This window comes from Flavobacterium tructae (assembly GCF_001853485.1).
GTDB classification, from domain to species: domain Bacteria; phylum Bacteroidota; class Bacteroidia; order Flavobacteriales; family Flavobacteriaceae; genus Flavobacterium; species Flavobacterium tructae.
The window spans coordinates 1,092,121-1,116,268 of sequence record NZ_MIKE01000011.1; the positions used below are offsets into that span (position 1 = coordinate 1,092,121).

Here is a 24,148-nt window from a genome sequence, read left to right on the forward strand (position 1 = left end):
ATTTTACACATATAAAAATTAGAGGATATGAAAGATTTATTAAGAACACGTACTTCATTAGTTGAAAGTGTAGAAAATATATTAAACTTACAAGCAAAATTAGAAAGTGACGCTTCTAACAAATATTTAGCTATGGCTGCATGGTTAGATAGAAACGGTTATGCTAATACAGCATCTTACTTATACAAGCAAGCCGAAGAAGAAAGAGAGCATTTCCTAAAAGTTTTCAAATATATTACAGATATGGGAGGGATTGCCGTTACGCCGTCTGTTCCGGAAGTACAACAAGAGTTTGCTTCTTTGAGAGAAGTATTTGAAATTGCTTTGCAGAATGAAATTGCAGTTACACAAGCAGTGAATAAAGTAATTGCAAAATGTAGAGCTGAGAATGACTATGCTACAGAAGATTTTATGATGTGGTATGTTGCTGAGCAGAGAGAAGAAGAGAAAAACGCAAGAAGAGCTTTAGAGCTTTTTGATTTGATTGATGAAAGCGAAGCTGCCGGTAAATTCCAGTTGGATGTGCAAATCGCAAAAATCGGAGAGTAACTGATATATAAAATTGAAAAAGCCCTTAATAAATTTATTAAGGGCTTTTTTCTATTTATTCATTCATCAAGCTTTCAATCTCGTCAGCTTCAATAGGAATGTTGCGCATCAGGTTAAAAGGTTCTCCTTTTTCCTGAATTACTACGTTGTCTTCTAAACGAATTCCGAAACCTTCTGCCGGAATGTAAATTCCCGGTTCAACCGTAAAAACCATATTGGCCTTCATTGGTTCGTGAAGCAATCCGTAGTCGTGGGTGTCCAGTCCCATATGGTGGGACGTTCCGTGCATGAAATATTTTTTGTAAGCCGGCCATTCCGGATTTTCGTTCTGAACATCGGCTTTGTCGATCAAACCTAAACCTAATAATTCAGAGGTCATCACTTTTCCTACTTCTACATGGTATTGTTTCCAAAGTGTTCCCGGAGTCAACATTTTTGTAGCTTCGTTTTTTACTCTTAAAACAGCATTGTAAACAGCTTTTTGTCTTTCGTTATATCTTCCCGAAACCGGAATAGTTCTAGATAAATCACTCGAGTAGTTGGCGTATTCGGCAGCAACATCCAGTAAAATTAAATCCCCTTCTTTACATTGCTGGTTGTTTTCGATGTAATGCAAAACATTCGCATTGTTTCCCGAAGCAATAATTGGAGTATAAGCAAAGCCTTTAGAGCGGTTGCGAATAAATTCGTGAATCAACTCCGCTTCGATTTCATATTCGGTAACATTTGGTTTTACAAACGAAAGTAATCTGCGGAAACCTTTTTCGGTAATGTCACAGGCTTGTTGAATCAAATCAAGCTCTTCGCTTTCTTTTACAGAACGAAGACGTTGTAAAATCGGGTTGCTTTTGGCTACATTGTGTGCAGGATAACGCTCTTTCCACCATTTTACAAATCGGGCTTCACGGGTTTCTGTCTCCACTGTAGCGCGGTAATGTTCGTTGGTGTTGATGTACATCGTATCGGCATACGTCATCATTTCGTTCAAAATCTTATGAAAATCCTGTAACCAATACACCGTTCTGATTCCTGAAACCTGAAAAGCACGTTCTTTAGTCAGTTTTTCACCTTCCCAGATCGCAATGTGTTCGCTGGTTTCTTTCAGGAAAAGAATTTCTTTTTGATGCTCGTAAGGTGCATCCGGAAACAAAAGTAGAATACTTTCTTCCTGATCTACACCACTCAGATAAAAAATATCTCGGTGTTGTGCAAACGGTAAAGTACTGTCGGCACTAACCGGGTAAATGTCATTAGAATTAAAAACGGCAACTGAGTTAGGTTTCATTTCTGCCGTGAATTTTTTGCGGTTTTTTACAAAAAGAGCGCTGTTTATTTGGTGATATTTCATAATAATTCGGTTTTTGAACTTCGAATTTCAAAATTACGTTTTTTCAGCAAACAGCATGAAATTGATTTCTTAAAGTTTTATTATTTGTTTTGTGTTCTACTGAGGGAAGTTGAAGGATAACCGCAAAGGGCGCTACGGTTTGCGCAAAGCACGCTGGTTTTTTTCTCACAAAGCCGAAAAGTAACCACAATCTTGTCATACTGAGGAACGAAGAATCACACACGGAACTCGACAAAGATTGGCGATTTTGTTTCACGCAGATTCTGCAGATTTTGCAGTTTTTTTTCTTTTTACGGTTAGCCTTAACCACAATCTTGTCATTCTGAGGAACGAAGAATCACACACGGAACTCGACAAAGATTGACGGTTTTGTTTCAAATAATTTTATGGATTAACTTTTTTTGAATTTATCGAAATGTACAAATTGAAATACTATTTTAGCCAAAAAATTAATAATGTAGGCAGATTCATTCAATTATTAAAATGTAGATTTATAATTGACGAACTGTTTTAACAAATGAATATTTATATGAAAATTAAAGGCTTATTTACTTTTTTTACGCTGACTTTGTTTCAGTTTCTTACTGCACAAACTTATGAATTGCATAATTCTATAAACTTTAACGATGTTAATGATGGACGTAATGTCCCTGATGGAATTACCTGGTTCAAGCCAGATGCTTTGCGTTATGGTATATATAGAACAAGTGGTACATGGGATGCACCAAATTATCAACAACTAAAATTAGCCTTTCGAACAGGTATTGTTATCGATGGTGGGTATGAAAATCCTAAGAGTGGTACAGTGATACAACCTAACGATGGAAAGGTTGGTATTGGGATTGATACTCCCAGCGCAAAGTTTGAAGTACGAGGTAATTCTGCAGTTTATAGTGATTTTGCTTCTTATCCCGGGAAAACGGTTAATGGTTTTCTTCCTAATGGTAAAGAACCAACATTGGTTATTAGTGAAAAAATTTCAGGAACAATGAATTGGGGTGTAGGAGGGCAATTTACCTATAAAGGAGGATTAAGTTTTGGAAGAGGAGGTTCAGGGATTTATTCTGTAAATCCTAATCCTGCGGGGAGTAGTTTATATGGAGACATTCGTTTTCATACCACAGATTGGAATGGTTCAGATTATACTAATTTTGATAGAATGGTTATTACTTTAGGAGGAAATGTTGGAATTGGGACAGTATCTCCACTTTACAAATTAGATGTTTGCGGTACAATTAGAGCACAAGAGGTAAAAGTTGATTTATCGGGAGGTTGTGATTTTGTTTTTGAAGATGATTACAAATTAATGGATTTGAATAAGTTGGAAGAGTTTGTAACTCGAAATAAACATCTTCCGGAAATTGCATCTGAAAAAGAGATGATTGCAAACGGACTTGAAATGAAAGAATTTCAAATGAAATTACTACAGAAAATCGAAGAACTTACTTTGTATACCATCGAACAGAACAAAAAACTTGAAATTCAAAATAAGAAAAGTGAAAAACAGGAGAAAGAATTGAAGTTAATGAAACAAAAAATAAAGAGACTGGAATCATCAAGAAAATAAATATTTTGATTTAACCGCAAAGTACGCTAAGGTTTACGCAAAGCACAGTAGTTTTTTCTCGCAAAGTCACAAAGAGGCAATTAAGTGCAATCTTGTCATTCTGAGAAACGAAGAGTCACACCCGAAACTCGACAAAGATTGGCAATTATTATTTCACGCAGATTTCATAGATTTTGCAGATTTTTCTTCGTTGAATAGAGTAACTTTTTTACACAAAAAAACCGAAGCTAATCCAGCTTCGGTTTTTTCATTTATGAATAAGTTTCTATTTCAACAGTTTTTCCAAAAGAACCACTTTCTCCCTTTCCGCTTCAACTAATCTTTCGTAAAGTTTTTTATTCTCTTCGTAAGATTCAATGAGTTTATCAAGCGGATTAAAGGTGCAATTGTTGTTTTTTATAGAAGAAGCATCATTATGATAAGTGTTCCCAATAATATTAAAAACAGCTTCTTCTGTAAAATTCTTAATTACTTCGGCAGGCACACCTAAAGCTTCAGCGATTTTTTTTAGTTTTTCGTCGTCAACACTTTCGCTTCCTTCAATAATAGAGATCGATTGCTGAGTGGTGCCAATTGCTTGCGCAAGAGCTTCCTGTTTCATATCTCTCAATTCTCTAATTCGGCTTATGTTTCGGCCGATATGTCTGGGTTTTGGTGCTGTGCTCATAATTCAAAGATATTTAAAATTCTTTTACATTTTTTGGTTTTGGTCGAAAACAAGTATTCACTTGTGAGATACATTTTGTAAATTGTTTTCCAATGTTGTAAATATATAACTTTTCTTACTGTTTTTTGATTATGAAGAAATGCGATCCTTGTCATCTCGACGCAGGAGAGATCACATTAGAAATTCCGCAATCAAGGTCGCCAATCTTTGCCGATCAACGTGTGTGATTTCTCCTTCGTCGAAAGGACAATATTGCGTAATATTGTATAATCGAGTGTAAATAATAGCCCAATAAAGTATAAAATGCATCACCCAGGTTTCAAATTAATAACAATCAAAGAAGTCAAATCGCAATATCCATTTTTAACCGATCGAGAAGGTTTCGATTATTTTGAGGAATGGGAAGAGGAGGATTTCTTTTTGGTTGCATCCGAAAGTGTAAATTTTGAAGGCCACTTTTATTTCGATCTTTATGAGAATAGAGAGAAAAAATGGCTTGCCGGGGTATTAAATCTTCCCTTAAAAGAAATGGAAGATCTTAGAATTGAAGGAGTCTTAATAAATGGAAATCTTTCTGTAAACGGAACGATTATAAATGCTGAAGGCGATTACGGACCTTATGTTCTTATTAAAGGAGATGTAAGTTGTCAAAGCATGTTATTGGGAGGTTCGTATGTCGAAATTGAAGGCAATGTTACAGCCAAAGAAGTAGTGATGACTTCTTATAATCATGGTAATTTTAAATGTTCAGGCTGTATTGAAGCTCCGGTTTTTATAGTCGAAGATCATTATACCACAGTTGCGGATCGTAAAAATGACTTGTTTTATTATAATGATAAAACAGACGACATGGATCCTGAAAATGAATCGGAATATGATGAGGAAACTGACGAAGAAGTTATTTCAGCCGAATTGCGAAAACACCTTAATAATCCTCTAATAACCACTTTTGAAGAACTGAAAAGAGAGTTGGAGGAGGGTGAGTTGGTTTTAAAAGAAAGTAATCCGTTGCCGAAAAACCAGGAATACTGGAAAAAGAGAGTTTTGTCAAATTACAGAGATTTAAAAATAGTTTCGCTCCAGTTTAAAACAGCAGCATTGTGTGAGATGGCATTAAATATGACCCATCATGCGTTACCGTTTGTGGAAGAAGATTTTATTACGCCTGAAATTTGCGAGAAATTAGTAAGTAAAGATGGTTTTGCGCTTCAGGTAATTCCTGATCCATTTATAACCGAAGAACTTTGCTGGAAAGCGGCTCAAAGCGGAACATTGGTTTCATTGATTCCGGAGCGTTTTTATTCGGAAGAATTAATTATTACGACTTTTAAAAAGGGTAAACACGAACCCAATATCAATGATGTTCCTGCGGAATTTATCACCGATAGTTTGCTCTCCGCATATGCGAAAATTGGTAAAGGATTGTGGCTCGACAAGATTTGCAAAGAAAACGGAAAGGATAAATTAGCCATTTTAAAAAGTGTCATCGATTCCGGAATACAGCATCTTGACACTATTTTTGGGAATCACTTTAGTAAAGAAGTTGTTGATTATGCGGCTTCTATTTACGATAACGAAGAAAATAAACCGGAATGGGATAACTATGTTCAAAAATATAAGGTTAAATTCGAGCGTCTTGGGTTGAATCAGTTTTTTTAATCAAGCTTTAAGTATAAAATAACACAGATTATGATTGATAGAGAAAGAATAATTAAGAATTACGTTGAAGGTTACAATCAATTTGATATTGATAAAATGACAACTGATTTTAGTCGGGATATTGTTTTCGAAAACATTCAGAACGGTGAAGTAAATATGACTTTAAACGGACTAAATGAATTTAAAGAACAAGCCGAAAATGCGAAAGCCTACTTTTCCGCCAGATCACAAGTAATTACTGTATTGAATCATTTTGAGTCTAAAACAGAGATTGAAATTGATTACCATGCTGTTTTGGCGATAGATTTTCCTAACGGAATGAAAGCGGGAGAAGAATTAAACTTGAAGGGGAAATCTGTTTTTGAATTTTTAGATAATAAAATTCTAAAATTGAGAGATATTAGCTAATTCTAAAACTGGAGAAAAGAATTCAAGAGATTAGATTTATATTATGGACAATGAAAAACTAAAAATACTAAGAAATGAAATTTCAATTCCATTAAACCAGGCGATTAGACTTCTTAAAAAAAATAATGATGACATTGAATTATGTGAGCGAGAATTTCATAATGATAATGTCAAGACAATCAGTATAAAAACAGAGTGTGATTATGATGTTGCAAAAGAGAATTATGAGTTATGTAATTACGATGTTGTAAAAACAGTCGAAAGAATTAATCAAAAACCAATTATCATAACAACAGGAAAAGCAACAGATTCTAAAATAGGCTTTGTTTTATGGCCCGAAAATGGAAAAGGTGAATTCTATAAAACTGTTAAGCGAAATGATGCTTTTATTCCAACAGAAGATTTTGATCTTTTTTTGAAAGAGTTTCAATCTGTTTTCCCCTTGCGAAATCCGTGGAATGATATAATTGAAGATGAGTTTGATAAAACTGGTCATAATTTTTTTGATCATAAAACGATCAGATTGATTGTTGAAAAAATAAAACTTATAGAAAATGAAAATGAAAAGGAGAATGCTTTTTTATTGGAAACAATAAATTGGTTAAACGATAAATTAGTTTATGCTGAATATATTGTGGTTTACGGTAATTTATAGAAGACGATGAAATCAAATACTAAAATCAGAAAAGTAGAAAAACAGGATTTAGATTTTGTTTACCAAGCGATAAACGAACTCGAAAATGAAGTTTTAGATTTTGAAATTTTTAAGGAAATATTCAATGAAAACATTTCAAATCCTAGAAATGTCTATCTAATTGCTGAAAACGAAAATGAAGGTTTAGGATTTATTAGCTTTCACACCCAAAATCTTTTGCATCATTGCGGTTTGGTAGGTGAAATTCAAGAGTTTTTTATTCATCAAAATTATCGCGGAAAAGGCATTGGAAGGCAACTAATAAATGAGATTTTGCAATATGCCGATCGGAATAATTTGAAAAGTATTGAAGTTACGACCAATAAAAGACGGGTTGAAAACGTGTTGATTTACGAAAATCTTGGTTTTGGTTTAACGCACAATAAGTTTACGATTTATAAGTAAGCATTTTGGCGATGAAAAAGACTGAGTATAAAAAAACTGCTATTTTGTTGATAGCAGTTTTAATAAATTGAGGAGTATGTTGTTAGGATAGTCCGTATTCCATACAAGTGCTGTTTGATACTGTTTTATATAAATACCAGCCACATGAGTTTTGTCCGATAGGAGTAACTTGTTCACCGTTGCATAAAGGATATGCTATACATTTTCCGGTACCGGCATTAATGGATTTTAATTCTTCTTTGGTTAATTTTTGGAAGTTTTTCATAAATGGTTTTTTGTTTTTTTGATTTTCCTACTCTATAAGTTTTTCGGATACCACTTTGATAAAAATATGAATTATTTTTAAATAAATACTTACAAAGGGAAGTTTTCGATTCGGAGTGATTTTTATTTGATGAAAGTTGGGTAAAAGTTTAATATTGTAAATTAATAATTTGCCTAAAGAAAAAATGCAGCAATTAAATACGTCCATAAAACATCATTTGATAGTTGGCGCACTAATTAGTGTTTGGCTGTTTGTTTTTGCTTTCATCATCAGACCATTTGACGACGGAACGATAAATTTTAAATCATGGCTTTTAATTAGTTTAGGTTTTAGTGTTTTGGCATTTTTATGTTATTCAATTGTTGGATTTGTTCAAAAGAGTATTTACAAGAAGATATCCAAATGGAGCGTTAGTTTAGAAATCGCAAGTATAGTTTTCTTTTATTTGATTTATCTTTTTGGAACTTACACCTATTATAAAAGTCCAATTTTGAACGGAGGATATACTTTTACAGCATTTTTCTCGATTATTTTTATCAAAGTCGCCCTGATTTTAACTCCTGTAATTGTTTTGGTAAGACGTTATTTGCTTAAACTGATTCCGATAAAAGAGGATTTTTTGGTTATTAAAGGAGAAAACAAATTAGATGTTTTAAAAATCAAAAAAGCAGATTTGGTTTGTATTTCAAATGCTCAGAATTATGTAGAGATTTTTTATTTGGAAAACAATCAGCTTCGGGCAAAATTGATTCGTTCTTCACTCAAAAAAGTGCAGGAAGATTTTGATTTTTTGCTTCAAATTCATCGTTCGCATTTAATAAATCCATTGCATTTTAAATCCTGGAGCGATCAAAATACGATTGTACTAACCCAAATTGAACTTCCGGTTTCTAAGAGTTTTAAAGGAAATTTATTAGCCTTGTAAATTTCGTACCTAAAACGCTATGTTTTGTACCTAAGTCAGTAAAATAGGTGTTTAAGCTGGTTTTTCGTTTTAGTTTTGTTTTCTCAATTTTTACAATAAATTATGAAAACAAAACATTTTTGCCTCATTGGACTGCTCTTTTTCGGGAGTAGTTATGTACTATTTTCTAAAGTTTTGCCAGACATTCAAAGTCCAATCGATTTTGCACATTGGTTCAATCTTATCGGAGCTTGTTTTTTAGTCTCATTCAATAAGGTGTTTCCTAGAAACAAGTTGAATACTGCAGCCTCTTTTATAACAACGTTGGGAGTTATTGCACACATTGGCCTATGTACGATTGATTTTATAATGTCTAGTTTTGGGGATAACGATGCCGCCAGAGAAGTATTAAGTACCCATATTAGTAATACACCTTTGGTTTTATATCCGTTTATTATTATTGGACCTTCGTTGCTTTTTATAGGTTTGGCGATTCACTCTTTAAATTTTATAAGAACTCATTTGATCTTTGTTTTAATGGTTGTTCTTGCTGCACCTACAGTTGGTTTTTCATTTTTCGTTTTAAAAAATGGCGTTTGTATGTTGTTGAGTTGTATTGTTTTTCTGTTAGGATTAGGTTTGCTTCTTTATAGAAAAGAAAATCCAGAAACAAATGGAGTATAAGACAATTGGGAAAGAGTCTTCTGGTAGATTAGAACTTCTGTTTTAATTCATATCTTCGCTTTCATCTTGTATAAAAATGAGGATAGAAAAAGCAAATACAACCGATAGCGAAATTCTAACACAAATAACCAAAAAGTCAAAAGCTTATTGGGGATATTCGGCAGAACAAATTCAAAAGTGGGAGGTGAATCTTACTATTTCTCCAGATTATATAAAAGAGCATGATGTGTTCAAATTGGTAAAGGATAAGGTAATAATTGGTTATTATTCTTATCTTTTTGAAGATGAAAAGAATGTAAAAATGGATAATTTATTTATCTTGCCTGAATATATAGGGAAAGGTTTTGGAAAATACCTGTTTCTCGATTTTTTAAATCGAATGAAAGAGGTTGAAATTCAAACCATTCAACTCGATTCAGAACCAAATGCTGAAGGTTTCTACTTAAAAATGGGGTTTGTAAAAATCGGAGCATTCGAAACTTCGATAAAAGACAGGTTTATGCCCATTATGAAAATGAAATTATAATAAATCAAATTAAAATTGAAAAACTATACAAAATACCTGCTTTCGCTCTTTCTGGCTTTTGTCGTGATTGTGAATGATGGTGTTTTAGTTTCTCCCTCAAAATCGGCAGATTATTATCAATCTTCGTTTGTAATTCTGAGAGCTGAGTTAGATTTTTCTAATTCTCGTTTATATAAATTTATTCCATCTGCTTCACGGGTAAGGACGCAGTTTTCGGTTGTTTTAAAGTATCTCGATTTAAGAGATGTTTTTAGTCTTCAAATTAGAGGAGCTCTCAATCTTCAACTATTTCTTTTTCAAAAAGTAAGTTCGTTTATAAAGCAGTCTGTTTTTGTAAATGAAATGATGGCTTCGGGCAACTTCAGAGGAAGTTTAGACATTATTTAAGGAATTTATTTTCTGAGTTTTTATGCTGATTAAGGCGTTAAACGACTCAAAATGTCTAATCATTTATTATTTACCAAATGTATAAACCTAATAAAACACGTTTAGAGCCATCTAAGCGACCACTTCTTTATGGGGTAAAGAGAAAACTAATTTTAATAATGACCGCTTTCATGCTCGGAATGGCAAACGGAATGCATAGCGAAGATTCTCAACTAAAAGGCAATCAGAATTATACGGAACAGCATAAGAAGGATTGATTGTTGACTTTTTATTTTTAACTTAAAATACCGTGTGTTTTCTTGGAAAAAAATAAAAAAACACACGGTAAATGTTAATTTTTTTAATAGTTTTGGGCAAATTCCTACACAATTTTTAACTCCGTTTATGAATAAAAAGACCAAGTTTTTTAAAAACGTATTATTACTTCAGTTTATCCCCGTTTTTTTATTAGGTATTTTTATACTCTCTAATCCGAAAAGTCAAAAAGTAATCAGAATTAGAGAAATTCATCCTTATGAGTTTAATTATGGTGAATTGCTGCCTTTAATTTCTTTTGCTGTCTGCTGTATCGTTGCCCTTTTTACTTTGTTTCCAAAAACTCCAGAAGATGATGAAGAAATTGTAAAAAGAAAGCGTAAACAGAACTTTTGGAAATTTGCTTTCTATTGCAACGTTTTTTTATTGTTGGTCATTGGTATATTTTCAGTATTGGTTTTTCAAAAGGATGCTTTAATTATAGATCAGCCGGTTCATTTTTATGCAATTATATTTTCTAGATTCCTGCTTGTTATTGTAATTAGTTTGGTTGTTGCCTCTTTTTTATTAGCGGCTGGTATTTATTGGAAAACAAATAAATCATTAGCTACGGCTATTTTGGTATTTAGTTTCTTAATTCTAACCGTTTCGAGTGTTTTTGAATTGGCATTTGTTTCAGTATTTATAGAAAATTCAGAAAGACATTTTATTGCTAAAGGACAAAAACAAACAGGAAATCAAGAAGAAGTTTATGAAGATTATGGCGAGAGCGACGAAGGTGACGACGAAAGCGAAGACACTGCAGTTTTGTTGTATGATTCATGGATTTCTTTAATTGAGAATTGGGGCGGAACAAAAGGAGAGCATAATTTTTTTGGTGTTAGACAATCGATAGATTATAGTATGCAAAATCATATTGCAGAAAATGAAAATTATTATCTCGTACAATTCATTGATAGTTTAAGAAATAAGCCAGATAAGCTTTATTCTGAATTTGAAATGTATAAACGAGTATTTTATAGTGCTGTATCGGATGAAACTTATCAAGAAGCTAATTTTGATAAAATAGTAAATGGATTATTATTAGCCTATGAGGATATTGGAAGTCAAAAAGATAAATTGATTGAAATATATCGAGTTATGGGAACTGAGCAAAAAAATGGTCCGTATCAAGAAGAATATTTTTTAAAATTTGAAAGCTATTTTTCTCAGGAAACCATTCAAAAGATTAAAGATTTAAAAACTTCTGCAGATCAAGATGATTATACTAAAGCAGATTTGATGTGGTTCTATGGTTTTTGGGTCAGAAGAAATAATGAAGGGAATTTAAAAGAAGTAGCCTTGATTTTAAAAGAAATAAAAGAACATTATGAAAATTCTGAAGAATGATAAAATCTTATAAAATAATTTTAATCGTTCAGTTTTTTGTACTTATCGCATTAGGTTTTACCTTTTCTAAGGTAGAGTATGGGGAGTTTTTTCCTATAATTACAAAAATTCCATTATTCTTAATTGGCTTTTTTCCTCTTATTTTATTGGGAGTTTCTATTCTAGTACAGCGATTAGTAATAACAGTTATTTATTCGGACTTATCAAAAAATCATTCTGAAAAAGAAGGTGAAGATAAATTTTGGACCATTTCTTTTTTTACCTATGTAATTTTTGCGAGTTTTATGTTTTTAACTTCTCTCATTTGTATTGCTTTAAGTTTCAGAAGTGCAGCAGAAGAGTATAAAGTTTTTATTTTAAAGCTCTGTATTTTCGTAGTTCTTTTAATGGTAGTAAGCTTAATTATTGGTCTTTTTTTTAAGGTAAAAGAAAAGGTTAATGAAGTAAGTAAAATGCTTAGTTCTTTAATGGTTTTTCTTTCGCTAATTCTTTTTGGAGGAGCTTTCTTTATTGGGGTTGGAAGCATGGCTACTCCGGAATGCTATTTAAATGTAATGTTTGACGCTATAAAAGTAATGCCGTTAGTAGATGAAAGACTGGCTTTAGTTGATAGCAGTACTGTAGAGGAAACTGAAGTAATTGGAAATGGAGTGAAATATGTAGAGGATTATTATGGTTTTATAGATATGAATACCTCTAATGTAAAATCTACTGGATTTTTGAGGAATCGATATGATGAAGAATATAGCGATTCTAGAATAAGTAACGAGATAAAATTTTTCTTCAGAGATTTTTTGTATTTAAGGAAAAATCAGTCTTTAACAGGTTATAGAAATGAAACTAAAATTGGGTTACATATTGATGAATATGTATATGAAACTAAGCTTCTCACGGATAAGTTAAGAGAGAATCCTGATGAACTTAGAGATGCATATGAAAGTTATAGACCGATTTTGTTTGCGCTCTTATCAAGAAATATATACAACGATTCAAATCTAGATTTACTTATAGAGGTCTTGATCTCGAGCAGAGATGATATTTCTCGTGCTGAAAATGAAAATAAGGGTGAAATTGAAGTAATAGATATGATTTATAAAACAATGATTTATGGTGCTGAAAAAGAGTTTCCAAATCATCATTTTAATGAAATCAGCCCTTTTGTTTCAAAAAAAACGTGGGGTTTGATTACTAGAAATTCTAAGCAAAATACAAAAACTGACTACAAAAATAAAGCGACAGCAGTTTGGATTTACAGCTTTTGGGCAAGAAGAAGTCAGGAAGGAAACATGGATGTCGTTTATGCAATATTGAAAGATGTTAAACAGCATTATCAAGTTTTTGATTCTCAATGATTTTTATAAAAGACTGCTCCACGTAGTTAAAAAGGTTTCTGTAGCTTTTGACAAAGTTTTTAGCGCAATCTTGTCATTTCGACCGAAAGGAGAAATCTTCGCGAGTAATTCTACAAAGATTGGTAACATTCTAATCGCAGCTATTTGCGAAGATTTCTCCCTCGTCGAAATGAGAAACTATCTGTATAAAACCAAAAAACCGAAGCAAAAGTTTCGGTTTTTTTATTGGAGTTTGGAATTTCTTTATTAGAATTTAAAAAATTAATCAACCCACTTATAATATCTCGCCCCAATCAAATTTGGGATCTCTTTTTCGATTCGGTCTAGAGTCCATTCGTTTTTTGGAGTTCTGACGCTTTGTTTTTGTTCTTTTTTGTGAAGGCTTTCGTAAATATTGAAATCAATTTCTACACTTTCTTCCAGATTTTCAAAAAGCTTCACGTTTGCCAGTGCAGCTTTCCATTCCGGCTGGATTGTACCTTCAAAAACTTTCGATTTCGATCCGCTTCCGTAAGCTAAGAATCCAAATTGAGTTCCGGCGATTTCTTTATTGGTGTCATAAAAATGAGCCAAAGTCGATAACAATCCCATGAAAATAGAACCCGTATAAAGATTACCAATTAAAGACGAAGCCAATTCAGCAGGTTGTAATTTCTCGGTGACAAAATTTCTATATTCTTCAGATTTTGCAACTTCCTTAATTTTAAGCTGATAATCTGCAGACTCAATGTTTTCTGAAATGATTTTTTCGGCACTGTCTAAAGCGTAAATTTCAGATAACATACGTCGTCCCTGAAAAGAATAGGGAAGGTGCATGATGATGCTGTTCCAGGAATTGTATAAAGTTTCTGTAGTATTTTTTAGTTTCTTGAAGGAGAAATAAGCATTACGGGTACGATCCATATAACATTGGTTGGAGTACTGGCCGTCGAAAACCGGTTGGTCTTTATGGATTTCTATTTCGGCTTCTAAATTATCAAACCAAAGATCGTTGTTGGTGTTTTTGGTGATTTCTTCTTTAGAGAGGGTTCGGTACGGTTTAAAGAAGTCAAAAACTCCTTTTGTGCTGGTTGCCCAGTTTTCGTCAAAAGCGATAATTCTGGGGTTAGAAGTCACTAACATTGCAACTGCTCCGGCACCCTGGGTATATTCTCCGGTAGAGTTTAAATCGTATTTGGCAAAATCAGTTGTTACGACAATTGCTTTTTTGGCCGGATTCAATTTTACGAAGTCAATACAATTTTGCAAAGCGTCGACACCGCCAATACAGGCAAAAGTAAAATCGACTACATCACATTCCGCCAAAGTATTTTCTCTAAATTTTTGCTCCATCAAACTAATTAAAAAAGAACTGATCGGTTTAGAGCTGTCGATACTGCTTTCTGTTCCAACATAGATCCTGCTAATTTCGTTTAGGTTGATATTGTGATCCAGAATAAGTTTCGTTAAAGCATTGGCTCCAAAAACTACCGGATCCTGATGAACATCGGGTAAAGTCATTTTAATTAGTCCAAGGCCTTTTTCTAATTTTTCGGGTTCAATATTTCTGGCAGTCGCCAAAGTTTTTATAGGTAAATGTATGTTGGCTACATCAAAAGAAATAGCGTCAATTCCTGTTTTCATTGTCATTTTTTTTGAAGCCGATAAAGGTAAAATTATGCTCTTAAAATTCCCTTGTTTTCATTCAATAAAATTCGGGCTCGCTTTACTTTTGAGGAAAACAGAGCAAAATGGGGTGAAAAATAACAATTTGGTAATTATATAAAAACTAGGAATTCGTTAAAATCACTTGCGAAAAATTTCTATTTTCTTGTTTTTAAATAATTTGCAATAATATCACCGAAAGCTCTTTAAAATCATTATAAATAACAACGAAATGGTTGTAGTTCATGTCTAATTGCTTTATTTTTGTCTAATTTTTTAAAACAAACTACTTTAACACTTATGGCACAATCTGCACTATTGAATGCTTCCATCTTAAAGAAAGTGGCTATGGCTCTTTCGGGAATATTCTTAATCACGTTTTTAGCGCTGCATGTTTCCTTAAATTTTATTTCTATTATTAGTGAAGATGTTTTTAACGAAGCTTCTCACTTTATGGGATACAATCCGCTGATTCAATATGTAATGCAACCTGTTTTGGCAATCGGAGTAATTTTCCATTTCGTAATGGGATTTGTATTGACTGCTCAAAATAGCGCAGCAAGACCAATTGCTTATGCAAAATACAACGGAGCTGCTAATGCTTCTTGGACTTCGAGAAACATGATTATCTCAGGCTTAGTTATTTTGGCTTTCTTAGGATTGCATTTCTATGATTTTTGGTTTCCTGAAGTTACTTACAAATATATTGCAGGTACAGCACCGGACGCGACAAGATATTATGGAGAGCTAGTGCATAAGTTTCATGATCCAATCCGCACAGGTATTTACTGTATCTCATTTGTGTTATTAGGATTTCACCTTTGGCACGGATTCAGTTCATCTCTTCAATCCGTTGGGATGCACAATAAGTATTCTCGATTCTTAAGTAAAGTTGGTTATGGATTTGCGGTTGTAGTACCGGCACTTTTCGTTATCATCGCATTATTTCATCATTTCAATAATTAATATCAATTATAATGGCATTAGATTCAAAAATTCCAAATGGTCCAATATCGGACAAATGGACAAATTATAAAGATCATATTAATTTAGTAAACCCTGCTAACAAACGTAATTTAGATATTATTATCGTTGGAACAGGTTTGGCTGGAGGTTCTGCTGCGGCTACTTTGGCTGAGTTAGGATATAACGTAAAAGCTTTCTGTTTTCAGGATTCACCACGTCGTGCGCACTCTATTGCTGCGCAAGGTGGTATCAATGCTGCAAAAAATTATAAAGGTGACGGTGACTCTGTTTACAGATTATTTTATGATACTGTAAAAGGAGGTGACTACCGTGCACGTGAGGCAAACGTTCATCGTTTGGCTGAAGTTTCTGCTAATATTATCGACCAGTGTGTGGCTCAAGGGGTACCATTGGCTCGTGAATATGGTGGATTATTGGACAACCGTTCTTTTGGAGGAACTTTGGTTTCCCGTACTTTTTACGCACAAGGACAAACCGGACAACAATTATTGTTAGGAGCTTATTCTGCAATGAACCGTCAGATTGGTCGTGGAAAAGTAAAAATGTACAATCGTCACGAAATGCTTGACATTGTAATTGTTGACGGAAAAGCGAGAGGTATTATCGCTCGTAACCTTATCACAGGAGAAATTGAAAGACACTCTGCTCACGCGGTAGTAGTAGGTTCAGGAGGATACGGAAACGTGTTTTTCTTATCTACAAATGCTATGGGAAGTAACGCAACAGCAGCTTGGAAAATACATAAAAAAGGAGCGTTTTTCGCGAATCCTTGTTACACACAAATTCACCCAACTTGTATTCCGGTTTCAGGAGATCACCAGTCAAAATTGACTTTGATGTCTGAATCGTTACGTAATGACGGTCGTATTTGGGTTCCTGCAAAATTAGAAGATGCGAAAGCAATTCGTGAAGGAAAGAAAAAAGCAACTGATTTATCTGAAGACGAAAGAGATTATTTCTTAGAAAGAAGATATCCTGCTTTTGGTAACTTAGTACCTCGTGACGTTGCGTCTCGTGCTGCAAAAGAAAGATGTGATGCCGGTTTTGGTGTGAACAAAACAGGAGAAGCGGTTTACTTAGATTTCGCCGCTGCTATTAAACGTTACGGTGCTGAGGCTGCTCACGTAAAAGGATTGAATGAAAATGACAGTGCTTTAGTAACTAAATTAGGAACGGATATCGTAAAAAGTAAGTACGGAAACTTATTCCAGATGTACTTGAAAATTGTTGACGAAGATCCTTATGTAACGCCAATGATGATTTACCCTGCGGTTCACTACACTATGGGTGGTACCTGGGTTGATTATAACTTAATGACTACCATTCCGGGATGTTTCTCAATCGGAGAATCGAACTTCTCTGATCACGGAGCAAACAGACTTGGAGCTTCTGCCTTAATGCAAGGTTTAGCAGATGGTTATTTCGTATTGCCTTATACTATCGGAGATTATTTGGCTCCGGATATTAAAATGGGACCTATTTCTACAGATTTGCCAGAATTCGTAGAAGCAGAAAAAGGAGTAAAAGATCAAATCGAGAAATTTATCAATAATAAAGGAACTCATTCTGTAGATTATTTCCATAAGAAATTAGGGAAAATCATGTGGGATAAAGTAGGTATGGCTCGTAATGCAAAAGGTTTAGCCGAAGCTATCGAAGAAATTGCCGCTTTACGTGAGGAGTTTTATAAAGACGTAAAAGTACCTGGAAGTGCTAACGAATTTAACCAGGAATTAGAAAAAGCAACTCGTGTTGCCGATTTCTTAGAATTGGGAGAGTTGTTCGCAAAAGATGCTTTACACCGTAACGAATCTTGTGGAGGTCACTTCCGTGAAGAGTATCAAACAGAAGAAGGTGAAGCACTTCGTGATGATGAGAACTTTGCATACGTTGCAGCTTGGGAATACAAAGGAAAACCAAGTGACGCAGTATTACACAAAGAACCTCTGGTTTACGAAAACATCAAATTAGTACAACGTAGTTATAAATAGGGTTTAGTCCAAAGTCCTAAGTCCAAAGTCTTAAAGTATTAAGCTTTCGATTTTTGACTTTATGACTTTAGACTTTAAGACTTTTAAACTTATAGAAAATGAAACTTACATTAAAAATATGGCGTCAGAAAAACGCCCAAGATAAAGGAGGGATTGTTGAATATCCTATTGACGGAATTGAACCGGATATGTCTTTCCTTGAAATGCTTGACGTTCTTAACGAACAATTGATCAATAAAGGAGACGAACCGGTAGCATTTGACCACGATTGTCGCGAAGGAATTTGCGGAATGTGTTCTTTGTTTATCAATGGAGAAGCACATGGACCAGACAGAGGAGTTACTACTTGTCAGTTGCACATGCGTATGTTCAAAGATGGTGATACGATTTTTATCGAGCCATTTAGAGCAAAAGCTTTCCCGGTAATTAAAGATTTAGTAGTTGATAGAAGTTCTTTTGACAGAATTCAACATGCAGGAGGATTTATCTCTGTAAATACTTCAGGAAATACAATTGATGCGAATACAATTCCTATCAACAAAGACGATGCAGATAAATCTTTTGATGCTGCAGCTTGTATTGGTTGTGGAGCTTGTGTTGCAACTTGTAAAAACTCATCAGCAATGTTGTTCGTTTCTGCAAAAGTATCTCAATATGCTTTATTACCGCAAGGTAAAGTTGAAGCAGTTGACCGTGTTTTAAATATGGTTCACCAAATGGATGCTGAAGGTTTTGGTAACTGTACAAATACCGGAGCTTGCGAGGTAGAATGTCCTAAAGGAATCTCTCTTGAAAATATCGCACGTATGAACCGTGAGTATTTAGCAGCAAGTTTGAAAGGATAATTTAAAACGTATCTTTTTAGTTATATAAAAAAGCATCCGCTATATGGCGGATGCTTTTTTTTTGTACTATTTTCACATCATATTAATATATAATACTTATAACAAAATTATTAAATGAAAAGAATTTTACTGTTTATTATGCTGGCTTTCAGTGTTGAAAATTATGCGCAGGTTGCTGTTTCTCCATCTTATAGAGGGGCAGATGAAGAATTTGAGAATGGAGAATTGGAGAAATTTAAGAGTACAACGACGATTTTTGTTTTGCCTCAGTTAAATAGCAAAGAATCATATGAAAAAATTTTAAAAGAAGTTTGGACAGTTACCCCTTTTAAAGTGGTGGAGTATAAAGACTTTAAAGAGTTAGATTACCTGGATGGAACTTATTCATTTGCAAAGCTGGAAGGAGATGTAAAAGTAAGTTCAAAGGGAGGTGTATTTGTTCATACTAATTTAGGATTAAAAATTTTTGATAAAGAAAAATTTGATAAAGGGTTTAAAAAGATAAAACCTGATGCTAAAAATTACGATATAAAAGTGAATGGTGTTTATGAGGGGGCTACAAGCTACATCGCAAAATTTCCCCTTTCTGTTAAGCCTGCTTTTCTGCTTGACGCCATGAAAGCACTAACTAGTGAAAAAGCAGCTATTATTTATAACCGAATGTATACTGAAAGCAGTTTTACTAATACTAACCTTGGAATGTTGAAGAATTATTTTCAGAACATTAATGAGATGATTGGTAAAGGAGGGCATTGTGGACTTTATGATGATTATGTAAATCCAGAGGTGAAAAATTTAAAAGAAAGTACCCTTTATATTCCTGAAGCATATATGATGGAATTTAATTCTTGGAAAGGTACAGAAAAACTTAGAGACGAAAAAGATCTTAAAGAGTTGGTAGAAGATTATAAATATAAATTTCAGTTTATAAGAGACGAGGATCTGGAGAAAAAGATTTTGAATAATGAGGAGATTTATTATTTGAGATATGTAAGTATGAATGCAAACAAATATCTGCAAGTTGTAAATGCCAAAACAGGTTTGCCGGCCTATTATTTTTATGGTATTGCGACCTATAATTTAAAGGATAATGATTTTGAGAGAATCAGTAAGGCTGTTTCCAAATATAGTTCGAAATAATACAAAAATGCATCCGTCCAATGGCGGATGCATTTTTTATATCCTTATTCGTAATAGAATTGCGAAGCGCTTATTTCCTGTTTTTCTTTTCCTTCGGGCTGGATGAAACAGTTTAAAGTGGTTCCGCCTACCTGATCAAAATAGCTGATGTTGAACTTGTGAAACCCTTTTTCAAGTTTTACGGCTCCGTAGGCCTCGTTGAGCCAATGTATTCCGTCGTTATTTACGATCAGTTCATTGTCGATAAAAAGCTTTGACCCGTCGTCTGAGAGCGTTGAAAAGGTATAATTTGCAGTTTCCGGTACGTAAATATATCCGTCGAATTTTAGGCCAATATAGCGCTCTTTTTTCGTTTTCCACTTTTCACTGCTCACAGTGCCTTCAAAGATCCCCGAATTCACAGGTTTTGCTAATTCTAAGTCCTGAACCTGCTGAAATAAGGTTCCGATAAAGTATTCGTATTTTAAACCTTGTTTGGTTGGTTTTACCGCTAAAGCAGGTTTTAAATCCGGATTTCGAATTATTATCTTGTTGATAGAACTTTTTCTTCCACCTGGGCTAATCTGAACTGTTTTTACGGTTCTGAATTCTCCTTTTGGAATGTGTATCGTGACAGGTTTTTCATAAAGGTTTGCGGTTTCATCCGGATTATAGCCATCAATCGTGTAGAAAATCTGTCCATTTTTAATGGTAGGTTTTAGATCCAGTACATATTCGGAGGCAATTAGAGCCGTTTCATTTGCTCCAAACGGTGTTGGGACTTTGTATAATCTTTTCTGTAATTCCAGTTTTTCTAAATGATGAGGCATGCGATTCAGAACAAAATTATCGTAATTTTTATTTTGTGGTGCTGTCCAGGCAGTTTCTGCCAAAGCAAACATTCGGGGATAAAGTTGATAATTTAGTTTGGCAGGGCTCGTTAAATATTCTGACCATAAATTAGACTGTACACCCATGATGTATTTTTGTTCGTCAATCGTTAAACTGTCCACCGGAGTCGGGTTGTAGTTGTACATTTTTTCGACCGTGACTAATCTTCCCACTGTTAAAGGTTCATTTGGAGAATACGCCTGATTGTAATCCAGATACAAAATGTGCTCCGGATTCATGATGACAAAGTGTTTTTGTTTGGCAGCGGCAATTCCGCCCGATTCTCCGCGCCAGGACATTACTGCTGCGTTTGGAGTTAATCCGCCTTCGAGCATTTCGTCCCAACCAAGAATTTGTCTTCCATTATTGTTCAGGAATTTTTCTATTCTGGTGGTAAGATAAGTTTGTAATTCATGTTCGTTTTTCAATCCTAATTCTTTGATCTTTTTTTGACAGTTTGGACATTCTTTCCATCTGGCTTTTGGGCATTCGTCACCACCAATGTGAATGTATTTGCTAGGGAATAACGCCATGACTTCGGTTAAAACATCTTCCAGAAAAGTAAAGGTTTCTTCTTTTCCTGCACAGAAGATATCTTCAAACACTCCCCAGTATTCAATAACTTTATAAGGACGATCGGGAAAACAGGATAAATTTGGATAAGCGGTAACGGCTGCAGTGGCATGTCCCGGCATTTCGATTTCGGGGATCACATTGACATAATGTTCTTCAGCAAATTTTACCACGTCCTTGATTTCTTCCTGAGTATAAAAACCTCCATACGGATTTCCGTCAAAAAAATAAGGGAATCTTTCGAACTTGTTTCCTACTAAAGTCTGGGCTCTTTTGGAGCCTACTTCAGTTAGCTTCGGGTATTTTTTAATTTCAATTCTCCAGCCCTGATCGTCAGTTAAATGCCAATGGAAATTATTTAATTTATAACTGGACATCTGAGCGATAAAATCTTTTATAACGTCAACACTAAAAAAGTGACGGCAAACGTCTAAATGCAGGCCTCGGTAATCGTATCTCGGTTCGTCTTCTATTGTAACACAAGGAAGTTTTATTTCCTGATTTTTAGGTTTGTTCGGGAGCATGTGCAGTAAACTCTGAACTGCATAAAATAGACCCTCTTCACTTCCGGTAACGGTTATTTTTTTTGGAGTGATGACAATTTTGTATCCTTCTTTTTTTAGAGAGGAAGCAGGATTTTGTGTTATGAATAAAACATCGATAGTGCTTTTTTTCTTTGAGGTGTTAGCATTTATGGCAGACTCCAACAGCTTTGCCGTTTTTTGTTCTTTAGCGCTGTATTTATTCTTTTCAAACAGTACTTTAATTTGTCCGTTGAAACGAATACTGTCTCCGGTTGCCTTATAAAAATTGGGAGCCGGAATGATTGAATTATTAGTTGAGGAAGTTTGAGCACTTCCAAAAGAATAACAAAATAGTAAAAGAAGAAAAACACTTTTTTGCATGGTTACTTTTTGAGTTTGTTAAACAAATATAAGGTTTGTTGGTTGAGTTGCATTTTTTTTGCAAAATCGATTTGCATTTAAAAGTCTTTATAATAGATGAATTAACTTTTTTATTACATTGTATTGTAATTTGTTTCGCAATAATATTGCATTAATTGTTTACATTTGCTTTACTAAAAATGAACTTGCATGAATAATGATAATGAAGTGGTTAATTACACCAAGGAAGAACGTAAAAATCTTATTTTAAAAGAGATTAACCTGCACACCCGTGTAAGTTTTGAAACCCTTTCGGCTAAATTATTTGTTTCAGAAGATACTGTGAGACGAGATATTAATGAACTTGAATCAGAATCTTTATTGATAAAAGTAAAAGGTGGTGCGATGACAAAAGCCTATCACCATTCTTCTTCCAATCAGACTTATGCAGGTGAAGCAAAACAAACCATTGCACAGAAAACTTTAGGTTTACTTCGTGATGGTATGGTTTTATTGCTTGGTGGAGGAACAACCATCAGAGAGTTTATCCGATTGATTCCCGACACTTTAAATCTGACTATTTTTACCGTTACTGTTTTATCAGCGGTGGAACTTCTGGACAAACCCAATGTTAAAATTATCATGATTGGCGGCAGCATTTCGTCGTACAGCCAAATGTGTGTGAGCGGCGATGTTTACAATCAACTGGCTAATATTAAAGTCGATTTGTTAATATTAGGAACCAATGCCTTAGACATCGAAGGCGGCTTTTCGGATTCTGACTGGGAAACAGTCCAGGTTAAAAAAGCAATGATTCAGGCTTCTGAAAAAACAGCCATTCTTACGATTTCTGAAAAACTGGATACGGTTTTAAAAATGAAAATTGCCAACTTATCCGAAGTTGATTATGTGGTGACGGAAGTAGATCCCGATCACGAAAAACTACAGGCGTATAAGAAGGCAGTTCCCAGTTTAGTCTTTGTTTAATCCCAGTTTTTTAGTAAAAAGTTGATCCAGTTTTGATGAAAGATTTTGTTTAAATCTTCGTCAGTATACCCATGCTTTTTAAAGATCAGAACTAGTTTCTGCAAATCGGCAATAGTGTTTAAGTCGTGCGGAGATTGCTCTGTACCAAAAGCACCATCAAGATCAGAACCTACACCAATATGATTGGCATTTCCGGCCAATTGGCAAATGTGATCCATGTGTTTGAAAACAGTTTCGAGATTGCAGTTGGTTTCCTGTGGGGTCGAAACTCCTCTCTCCCAATTCGGAACCAGCATCCAGGCATCTAAAGCACCTCCAATAACTGCTCCACGCGAAATCAAGGCCTTGATCATTTCGTCGCTGTACTGACGGTTGTGATCTACCAGACTTCGGCAATTGTTGTGGCTTGCCCAAACAGGTCCGTTGTAGTGGTCTAATGCCTGCCAGAAAGCATCATCACACAAATGAGTGGCATCCAGAATAATGTTCAAGCGTTCCATTTCTTTGAGTAAATCAAGTCCGTTTTGCTGCATTTTTCCGGTGGTATCCGTTCCGTTTGCGTATCGGCCGGGGCCATAATGTGCGGGTCCGATAGCGCGTAATCCGTACTGATATGCTTTTTCCAAGTAAGAAATATCAATAATAGAATCAGCGCCTTCTAAACTTAAAATATAGCCAATCGGCTTTTTATCATTTGGGGTTCCGTCATTCCATAAATCGATCTGCTGCAGTAATGATTTTTTGTCTGTAATGGGGGTTATTTCTCCGGCTTCTTCCATGGCTTTGTACCAGGCGAGCTGCCCTTGTGTTTGTGCCCACGCCTGATCAGCAGAGTTCCACCCGGGAATAAGGCTGTCGGGTTTTACAAATCGTGCAATTTGAGTGGCAACTACAATTCCAATATTTCCTTTTCGCAAATCAGGAAAAGAAACAGTGGCACGTTCGCGATCGGGTTTGTCTGTCATGCCTTTTTCTAAATGGCGTAAAGTGGGAACATCGTTTCGTAGGTCTCTGTTCCATTCCATCGCATTCATGCTAAGGTCTAAATGGGCGTCTATTATAAACATAGTATTTTAAGGTTCTGAGGTTCTAAGGTTCTGAGGTTTTCTACAAGGTCTATAGTCTTTTTTCTTTTCTCTTGGTTCTATTCTCTTTCCGCTTCGTTCTA

General features: G+C 34.6%; 24 protein-coding genes. 18 read left to right on the forward strand and 6 right to left on the reverse strand.

Features of this window, described 5'->3' with window-relative positions:
* The first annotated feature begins 27 nt into the window (after window positions 1-27).
* Complete coding sequence (locus BHE19_RS06665; RefSeq protein WP_017497690.1) at window positions 28-549, forward strand: ferritin; 522 nt, start codon at window positions 28-30, stop codon at window positions 547-549.
* 55 nt (window positions 550-604) lie between these two features.
* On the opposite strand, the gene BHE19_RS06670 is transcribed toward BHE19_RS06665, so the two are convergent.
* A complete protein-coding gene (locus BHE19_RS06670; RefSeq protein WP_017497691.1) occupies window positions 605-1,897 on the reverse strand; it encodes an aminopeptidase P family protein in 1,293 nt (430 codons plus the stop codon).
* A 529-nt stretch (window positions 1,898-2,426) separates the two neighbouring features.
* Here BHE19_RS06670 and BHE19_RS06675 point away from each other — a divergent pair.
* On the forward strand, window positions 2,427-3,464 hold the full coding sequence (locus tag BHE19_RS06675; RefSeq protein ID WP_070906426.1) for a TMF family protein: 1,038 nt from the start codon (window positions 2,427-2,429) through the stop codon (window positions 3,462-3,464).
* Between the two features lie 265 nt (window positions 3,465-3,729).
* Here the strand turns inward: BHE19_RS06675 and BHE19_RS06680 are convergent, their stop codons facing one another.
* Window positions 3,730-4,131: a helix-turn-helix domain-containing protein gene (locus BHE19_RS06680; protein WP_070906427.1), complete on the reverse strand. Its 402-nt coding sequence runs from the start codon at window positions 4,129-4,131 to the stop codon at window positions 3,730-3,732.
* Window positions 4,132-4,434: 303 nt separating this feature from the next.
* Between BHE19_RS06680 and BHE19_RS06685 the strand changes: the two genes are divergently transcribed.
* The 4 genes from BHE19_RS06685 to BHE19_RS06700 are packed head-to-tail and all read left to right on the forward strand — an operon-like array spanning window position 4,435 to window position 7,297.
* On the forward strand, window positions 4,435-5,790 hold the full coding sequence (locus BHE19_RS06685; protein ID WP_070906428.1) for a polymer-forming cytoskeletal protein: 1,356 nt from the start codon (window positions 4,435-4,437) through the stop codon (window positions 5,788-5,790).
* A gap of 30 nt (window positions 5,791-5,820) precedes the next feature.
* Complete coding sequence (locus BHE19_RS06690) at window positions 5,821-6,198, forward strand: nuclear transport factor 2-like protein (RefSeq protein ID WP_070906429.1); 378 nt, start codon at window positions 5,821-5,823, stop codon at window positions 6,196-6,198.
* 43 nt (window positions 6,199-6,241) lie between these two features.
* The gene (locus BHE19_RS06695; protein ID WP_070906430.1) at window positions 6,242-6,853 is read left to right on the forward strand and encodes a hypothetical protein; all 612 of its coding nucleotides are present in this window, start codon (window positions 6,242-6,244) and stop codon (window positions 6,851-6,853) included.
* A 6-nt stretch (window positions 6,854-6,859) separates the two neighbouring features.
* Complete coding sequence (locus BHE19_RS06700) at window positions 6,860-7,297, forward strand: GNAT family N-acetyltransferase (RefSeq protein WP_070906431.1); 438 nt, start codon at window positions 6,860-6,862, stop codon at window positions 7,295-7,297.
* Between the two features lie 82 nt (window positions 7,298-7,379).
* Here the strand turns inward: BHE19_RS06700 and BHE19_RS06705 are convergent, their stop codons facing one another.
* Window positions 7,380-7,562: a bacteriocin-like protein gene (locus tag BHE19_RS06705; RefSeq protein WP_070906432.1), complete on the reverse strand. Its 183-nt coding sequence runs from the start codon at window positions 7,560-7,562 to the stop codon at window positions 7,380-7,382.
* Between the two features lie 184 nt (window positions 7,563-7,746).
* Here BHE19_RS06705 and BHE19_RS06710 point away from each other — a divergent pair, with 184 nt between their 5' ends.
* The 7 genes from BHE19_RS06710 to BHE19_RS06740 all read left to right on the forward strand — a co-directional run bounded on the left by BHE19_RS06710 (window position 7,747) and on the right by BHE19_RS06740 (window position 13,059).
* Entirely contained in the window at window positions 7,747-8,487 is a 741-nt protein-coding gene (locus BHE19_RS06710) for a LytTR family DNA-binding domain-containing protein (RefSeq protein ID WP_070906433.1), read from the forward strand.
* 102 nt (window positions 8,488-8,589) lie between these two features.
* Window positions 8,590-9,150 (forward strand): hypothetical protein, encoded by a 561-nt coding sequence (locus BHE19_RS06715; RefSeq protein ID WP_070906434.1) that lies wholly within the window; start codon window positions 8,590-8,592, stop codon window positions 9,148-9,150.
* Window positions 9,151-9,226: 76 nt separating this feature from the next.
* On the forward strand, window positions 9,227-9,676 hold the full coding sequence (locus tag BHE19_RS06720) for a GNAT family N-acetyltransferase (protein WP_070906435.1): 450 nt from the start codon (window positions 9,227-9,229) through the stop codon (window positions 9,674-9,676).
* A 15-nt stretch (window positions 9,677-9,691) separates the two neighbouring features.
* Window positions 9,692-10,063: a hypothetical protein gene (locus BHE19_RS06725; RefSeq protein WP_070906436.1), complete on the forward strand. Its 372-nt coding sequence runs from the start codon at window positions 9,692-9,694 to the stop codon at window positions 10,061-10,063.
* Between the two features lie 77 nt (window positions 10,064-10,140).
* The gene (locus tag BHE19_RS06730) at window positions 10,141-10,320 is read left to right on the forward strand and encodes a hypothetical protein (protein ID WP_017497703.1); all 180 of its coding nucleotides are present in this window, start codon (window positions 10,141-10,143) and stop codon (window positions 10,318-10,320) included.
* Between the two features lie 127 nt (window positions 10,321-10,447).
* Window positions 10,448-11,707 (forward strand): MFS transporter, encoded by a 1,260-nt coding sequence (locus tag BHE19_RS06735; RefSeq protein ID WP_123923402.1) that lies wholly within the window; start codon window positions 10,448-10,450, stop codon window positions 11,705-11,707.
* A complete protein-coding gene (locus BHE19_RS06740; protein ID WP_070906438.1) occupies window positions 11,704-13,059 on the forward strand; it encodes a hypothetical protein in 1,356 nt (451 codons plus the stop codon). Before BHE19_RS06735 ends, BHE19_RS06740 begins: the two co-directional genes overlap by 4 nt.
* A 261-nt stretch (window positions 13,060-13,320) precedes the next feature.
* Here the strand turns inward: BHE19_RS06740 and BHE19_RS06750 are convergent, their stop codons facing one another.
* Window positions 13,321-14,682 carry a hydroxymethylglutaryl-CoA synthase family protein gene (locus tag BHE19_RS06750; RefSeq protein ID WP_070906591.1) on the reverse strand — a complete coding sequence of 454 codons (1,362 nt, stop codon included), beginning with the start codon at window positions 14,680-14,682 and terminating at the stop codon, window positions 13,321-13,323.
* Window positions 14,683-15,003: 321 nt separating this feature from the next.
* Between BHE19_RS06750 and BHE19_RS06755 the strand changes: the two genes are divergently transcribed.
* From BHE19_RS06755 to BHE19_RS06770, 4 genes are all read left to right on the forward strand, one after another.
* Entirely contained in the window at window positions 15,004-15,669 is a 666-nt protein-coding gene (locus BHE19_RS06755) for a succinate dehydrogenase cytochrome b subunit (protein WP_017497708.1), read from the forward strand.
* An 11-nt stretch (window positions 15,670-15,680) separates the two neighbouring features.
* A complete protein-coding gene (locus BHE19_RS06760) occupies window positions 15,681-17,681 on the forward strand; it encodes a fumarate reductase/succinate dehydrogenase flavoprotein subunit (protein WP_017497709.1) in 2,001 nt (666 codons plus the stop codon).
* 98 nt (window positions 17,682-17,779) lie between these two features.
* Window positions 17,780-18,526: a succinate dehydrogenase/fumarate reductase iron-sulfur subunit gene (locus BHE19_RS06765; RefSeq protein WP_017497710.1), complete on the forward strand. Its 747-nt coding sequence runs from the start codon at window positions 17,780-17,782 to the stop codon at window positions 18,524-18,526.
* A gap of 114 nt (window positions 18,527-18,640) precedes the next feature.
* Window positions 18,641-19,666, forward strand: coding sequence for a hypothetical protein (locus tag BHE19_RS06770; RefSeq protein ID WP_070906440.1), 1,026 nt, complete (start codon window positions 18,641-18,643; stop codon window positions 19,664-19,666).
* Window positions 19,667-19,710: 44 nt separating this feature from the next.
* Here BHE19_RS06770 and BHE19_RS06775 read toward each other — a convergent pair whose 3' ends face one another.
* Entirely contained in the window at window positions 19,711-22,014 is a 2,304-nt protein-coding gene (locus BHE19_RS06775) for a family 20 glycosylhydrolase (RefSeq protein ID WP_070906441.1), read from the reverse strand.
* Between the two features lie 189 nt (window positions 22,015-22,203).
* Between BHE19_RS06775 and BHE19_RS06780 the strand changes: the two genes are divergently transcribed.
* Complete coding sequence (locus BHE19_RS06780) at window positions 22,204-22,980, forward strand: DeoR/GlpR family DNA-binding transcription regulator (protein WP_017497712.1); 777 nt, start codon at window positions 22,204-22,206, stop codon at window positions 22,978-22,980.
* Here BHE19_RS06780 and BHE19_RS06785 read toward each other — a convergent pair.
* Window positions 22,977-24,047, reverse strand: a complete 1,071-nt coding sequence (locus BHE19_RS06785; RefSeq protein ID WP_070906442.1) for a dipeptidase — start codon at window positions 24,045-24,047, stop codon at window positions 22,977-22,979. The two genes, BHE19_RS06780 and BHE19_RS06785, sit on opposite strands and share 4 nt — an antisense overlap.
* Window positions 24,048-24,148 lie beyond the last annotated feature (101 nt).

What these genes read in the sequence shown, in the direction of transcription:
- BHE19_RS06770 (WP_070906440.1), top strand. Translation starts at nt 18,641, where the DNA reads ATGAAAAGAATTTTACTGTTTATTATGCTGGCTTTCAGTGTTGAAAAT.
- BHE19_RS06680 (WP_070906427.1), bottom strand. Translation starts at nt 4,131, where the DNA reads ATGAGCACAGCACCAAAACCCAGACATATCGGCCGAAACATAAGCCGA.
- BHE19_RS06730 (WP_017497703.1), top strand. Translation starts at nt 10,141, where the DNA reads ATGTATAAACCTAATAAAACACGTTTAGAGCCATCTAAGCGACCACTT.
- BHE19_RS06760 (WP_017497709.1), top strand. Translation starts at nt 15,681, where the DNA reads ATGGCATTAGATTCAAAAATTCCAAATGGTCCAATATCGGACAAATGG.
- BHE19_RS06780 (WP_017497712.1), top strand. Translation starts at nt 22,204, where the DNA reads ATGAATAATGATAATGAAGTGGTTAATTACACCAAGGAAGAACGTAAA.
- BHE19_RS06785 (WP_070906442.1), bottom strand. Translation starts at nt 24,047, where the DNA reads ATGTTTATAATAGACGCCCATTTAGACCTTAGCATGAATGCGATGGAA.
- BHE19_RS06675 (WP_070906426.1), top strand. Translation starts at nt 2,427, where the DNA reads ATGAAAATTAAAGGCTTATTTACTTTTTTTACGCTGACTTTGTTTCAG.
- BHE19_RS06690 (WP_070906429.1), top strand. Translation starts at nt 5,821, where the DNA reads ATGATTGATAGAGAAAGAATAATTAAGAATTACGTTGAAGGTTACAAT.
- BHE19_RS06755 (WP_017497708.1), top strand. Translation starts at nt 15,004, where the DNA reads ATGGCACAATCTGCACTATTGAATGCTTCCATCTTAAAGAAAGTGGCT.
- BHE19_RS06765 (WP_017497710.1), top strand. Translation starts at nt 17,780, where the DNA reads ATGAAACTTACATTAAAAATATGGCGTCAGAAAAACGCCCAAGATAAA.
- BHE19_RS06710 (WP_070906433.1), top strand. Translation starts at nt 7,747, where the DNA reads ATGCAGCAATTAAATACGTCCATAAAACATCATTTGATAGTTGGCGCA.
- BHE19_RS06735 (WP_123923402.1), top strand. Translation starts at nt 10,448, where the DNA reads ATGAATAAAAAGACCAAGTTTTTTAAAAACGTATTATTACTTCAGTTT.
- BHE19_RS06665 (WP_017497690.1), top strand. Translation starts at nt 28, where the DNA reads ATGAAAGATTTATTAAGAACACGTACTTCATTAGTTGAAAGTGTAGAA.
- BHE19_RS06705 (WP_070906432.1), bottom strand. Translation starts at nt 7,562, where the DNA reads ATGAAAAACTTCCAAAAATTAACCAAAGAAGAATTAAAATCCATTAAT.
- BHE19_RS06685 (WP_070906428.1), top strand. Translation starts at nt 4,435, where the DNA reads ATGCATCACCCAGGTTTCAAATTAATAACAATCAAAGAAGTCAAATCG.
- BHE19_RS06740 (WP_070906438.1), top strand. Translation starts at nt 11,704, where the DNA reads ATGATAAAATCTTATAAAATAATTTTAATCGTTCAGTTTTTTGTACTT.
- BHE19_RS06750 (WP_070906591.1), bottom strand. Translation starts at nt 14,682, where the DNA reads ATGAAAACAGGAATTGACGCTATTTCTTTTGATGTAGCCAACATACAT.
- BHE19_RS06695 (WP_070906430.1), top strand. Translation starts at nt 6,242, where the DNA reads ATGGACAATGAAAAACTAAAAATACTAAGAAATGAAATTTCAATTCCA.
- BHE19_RS06715 (WP_070906434.1), top strand. Translation starts at nt 8,590, where the DNA reads ATGAAAACAAAACATTTTTGCCTCATTGGACTGCTCTTTTTCGGGAGT.
- BHE19_RS06670 (WP_017497691.1), bottom strand. Translation starts at nt 1,897, where the DNA reads ATGAAATATCACCAAATAAACAGCGCTCTTTTTGTAAAAAACCGCAAA.
- BHE19_RS06720 (WP_070906435.1), top strand. Translation starts at nt 9,227, where the DNA reads ATGAGGATAGAAAAAGCAAATACAACCGATAGCGAAATTCTAACACAA.
- BHE19_RS06775 (WP_070906441.1), bottom strand. Translation starts at nt 22,014, where the DNA reads ATGCAAAAAAGTGTTTTTCTTCTTTTACTATTTTGTTATTCTTTTGGA.
- BHE19_RS06700 (WP_070906431.1), top strand. Translation starts at nt 6,860, where the DNA reads ATGAAATCAAATACTAAAATCAGAAAAGTAGAAAAACAGGATTTAGAT.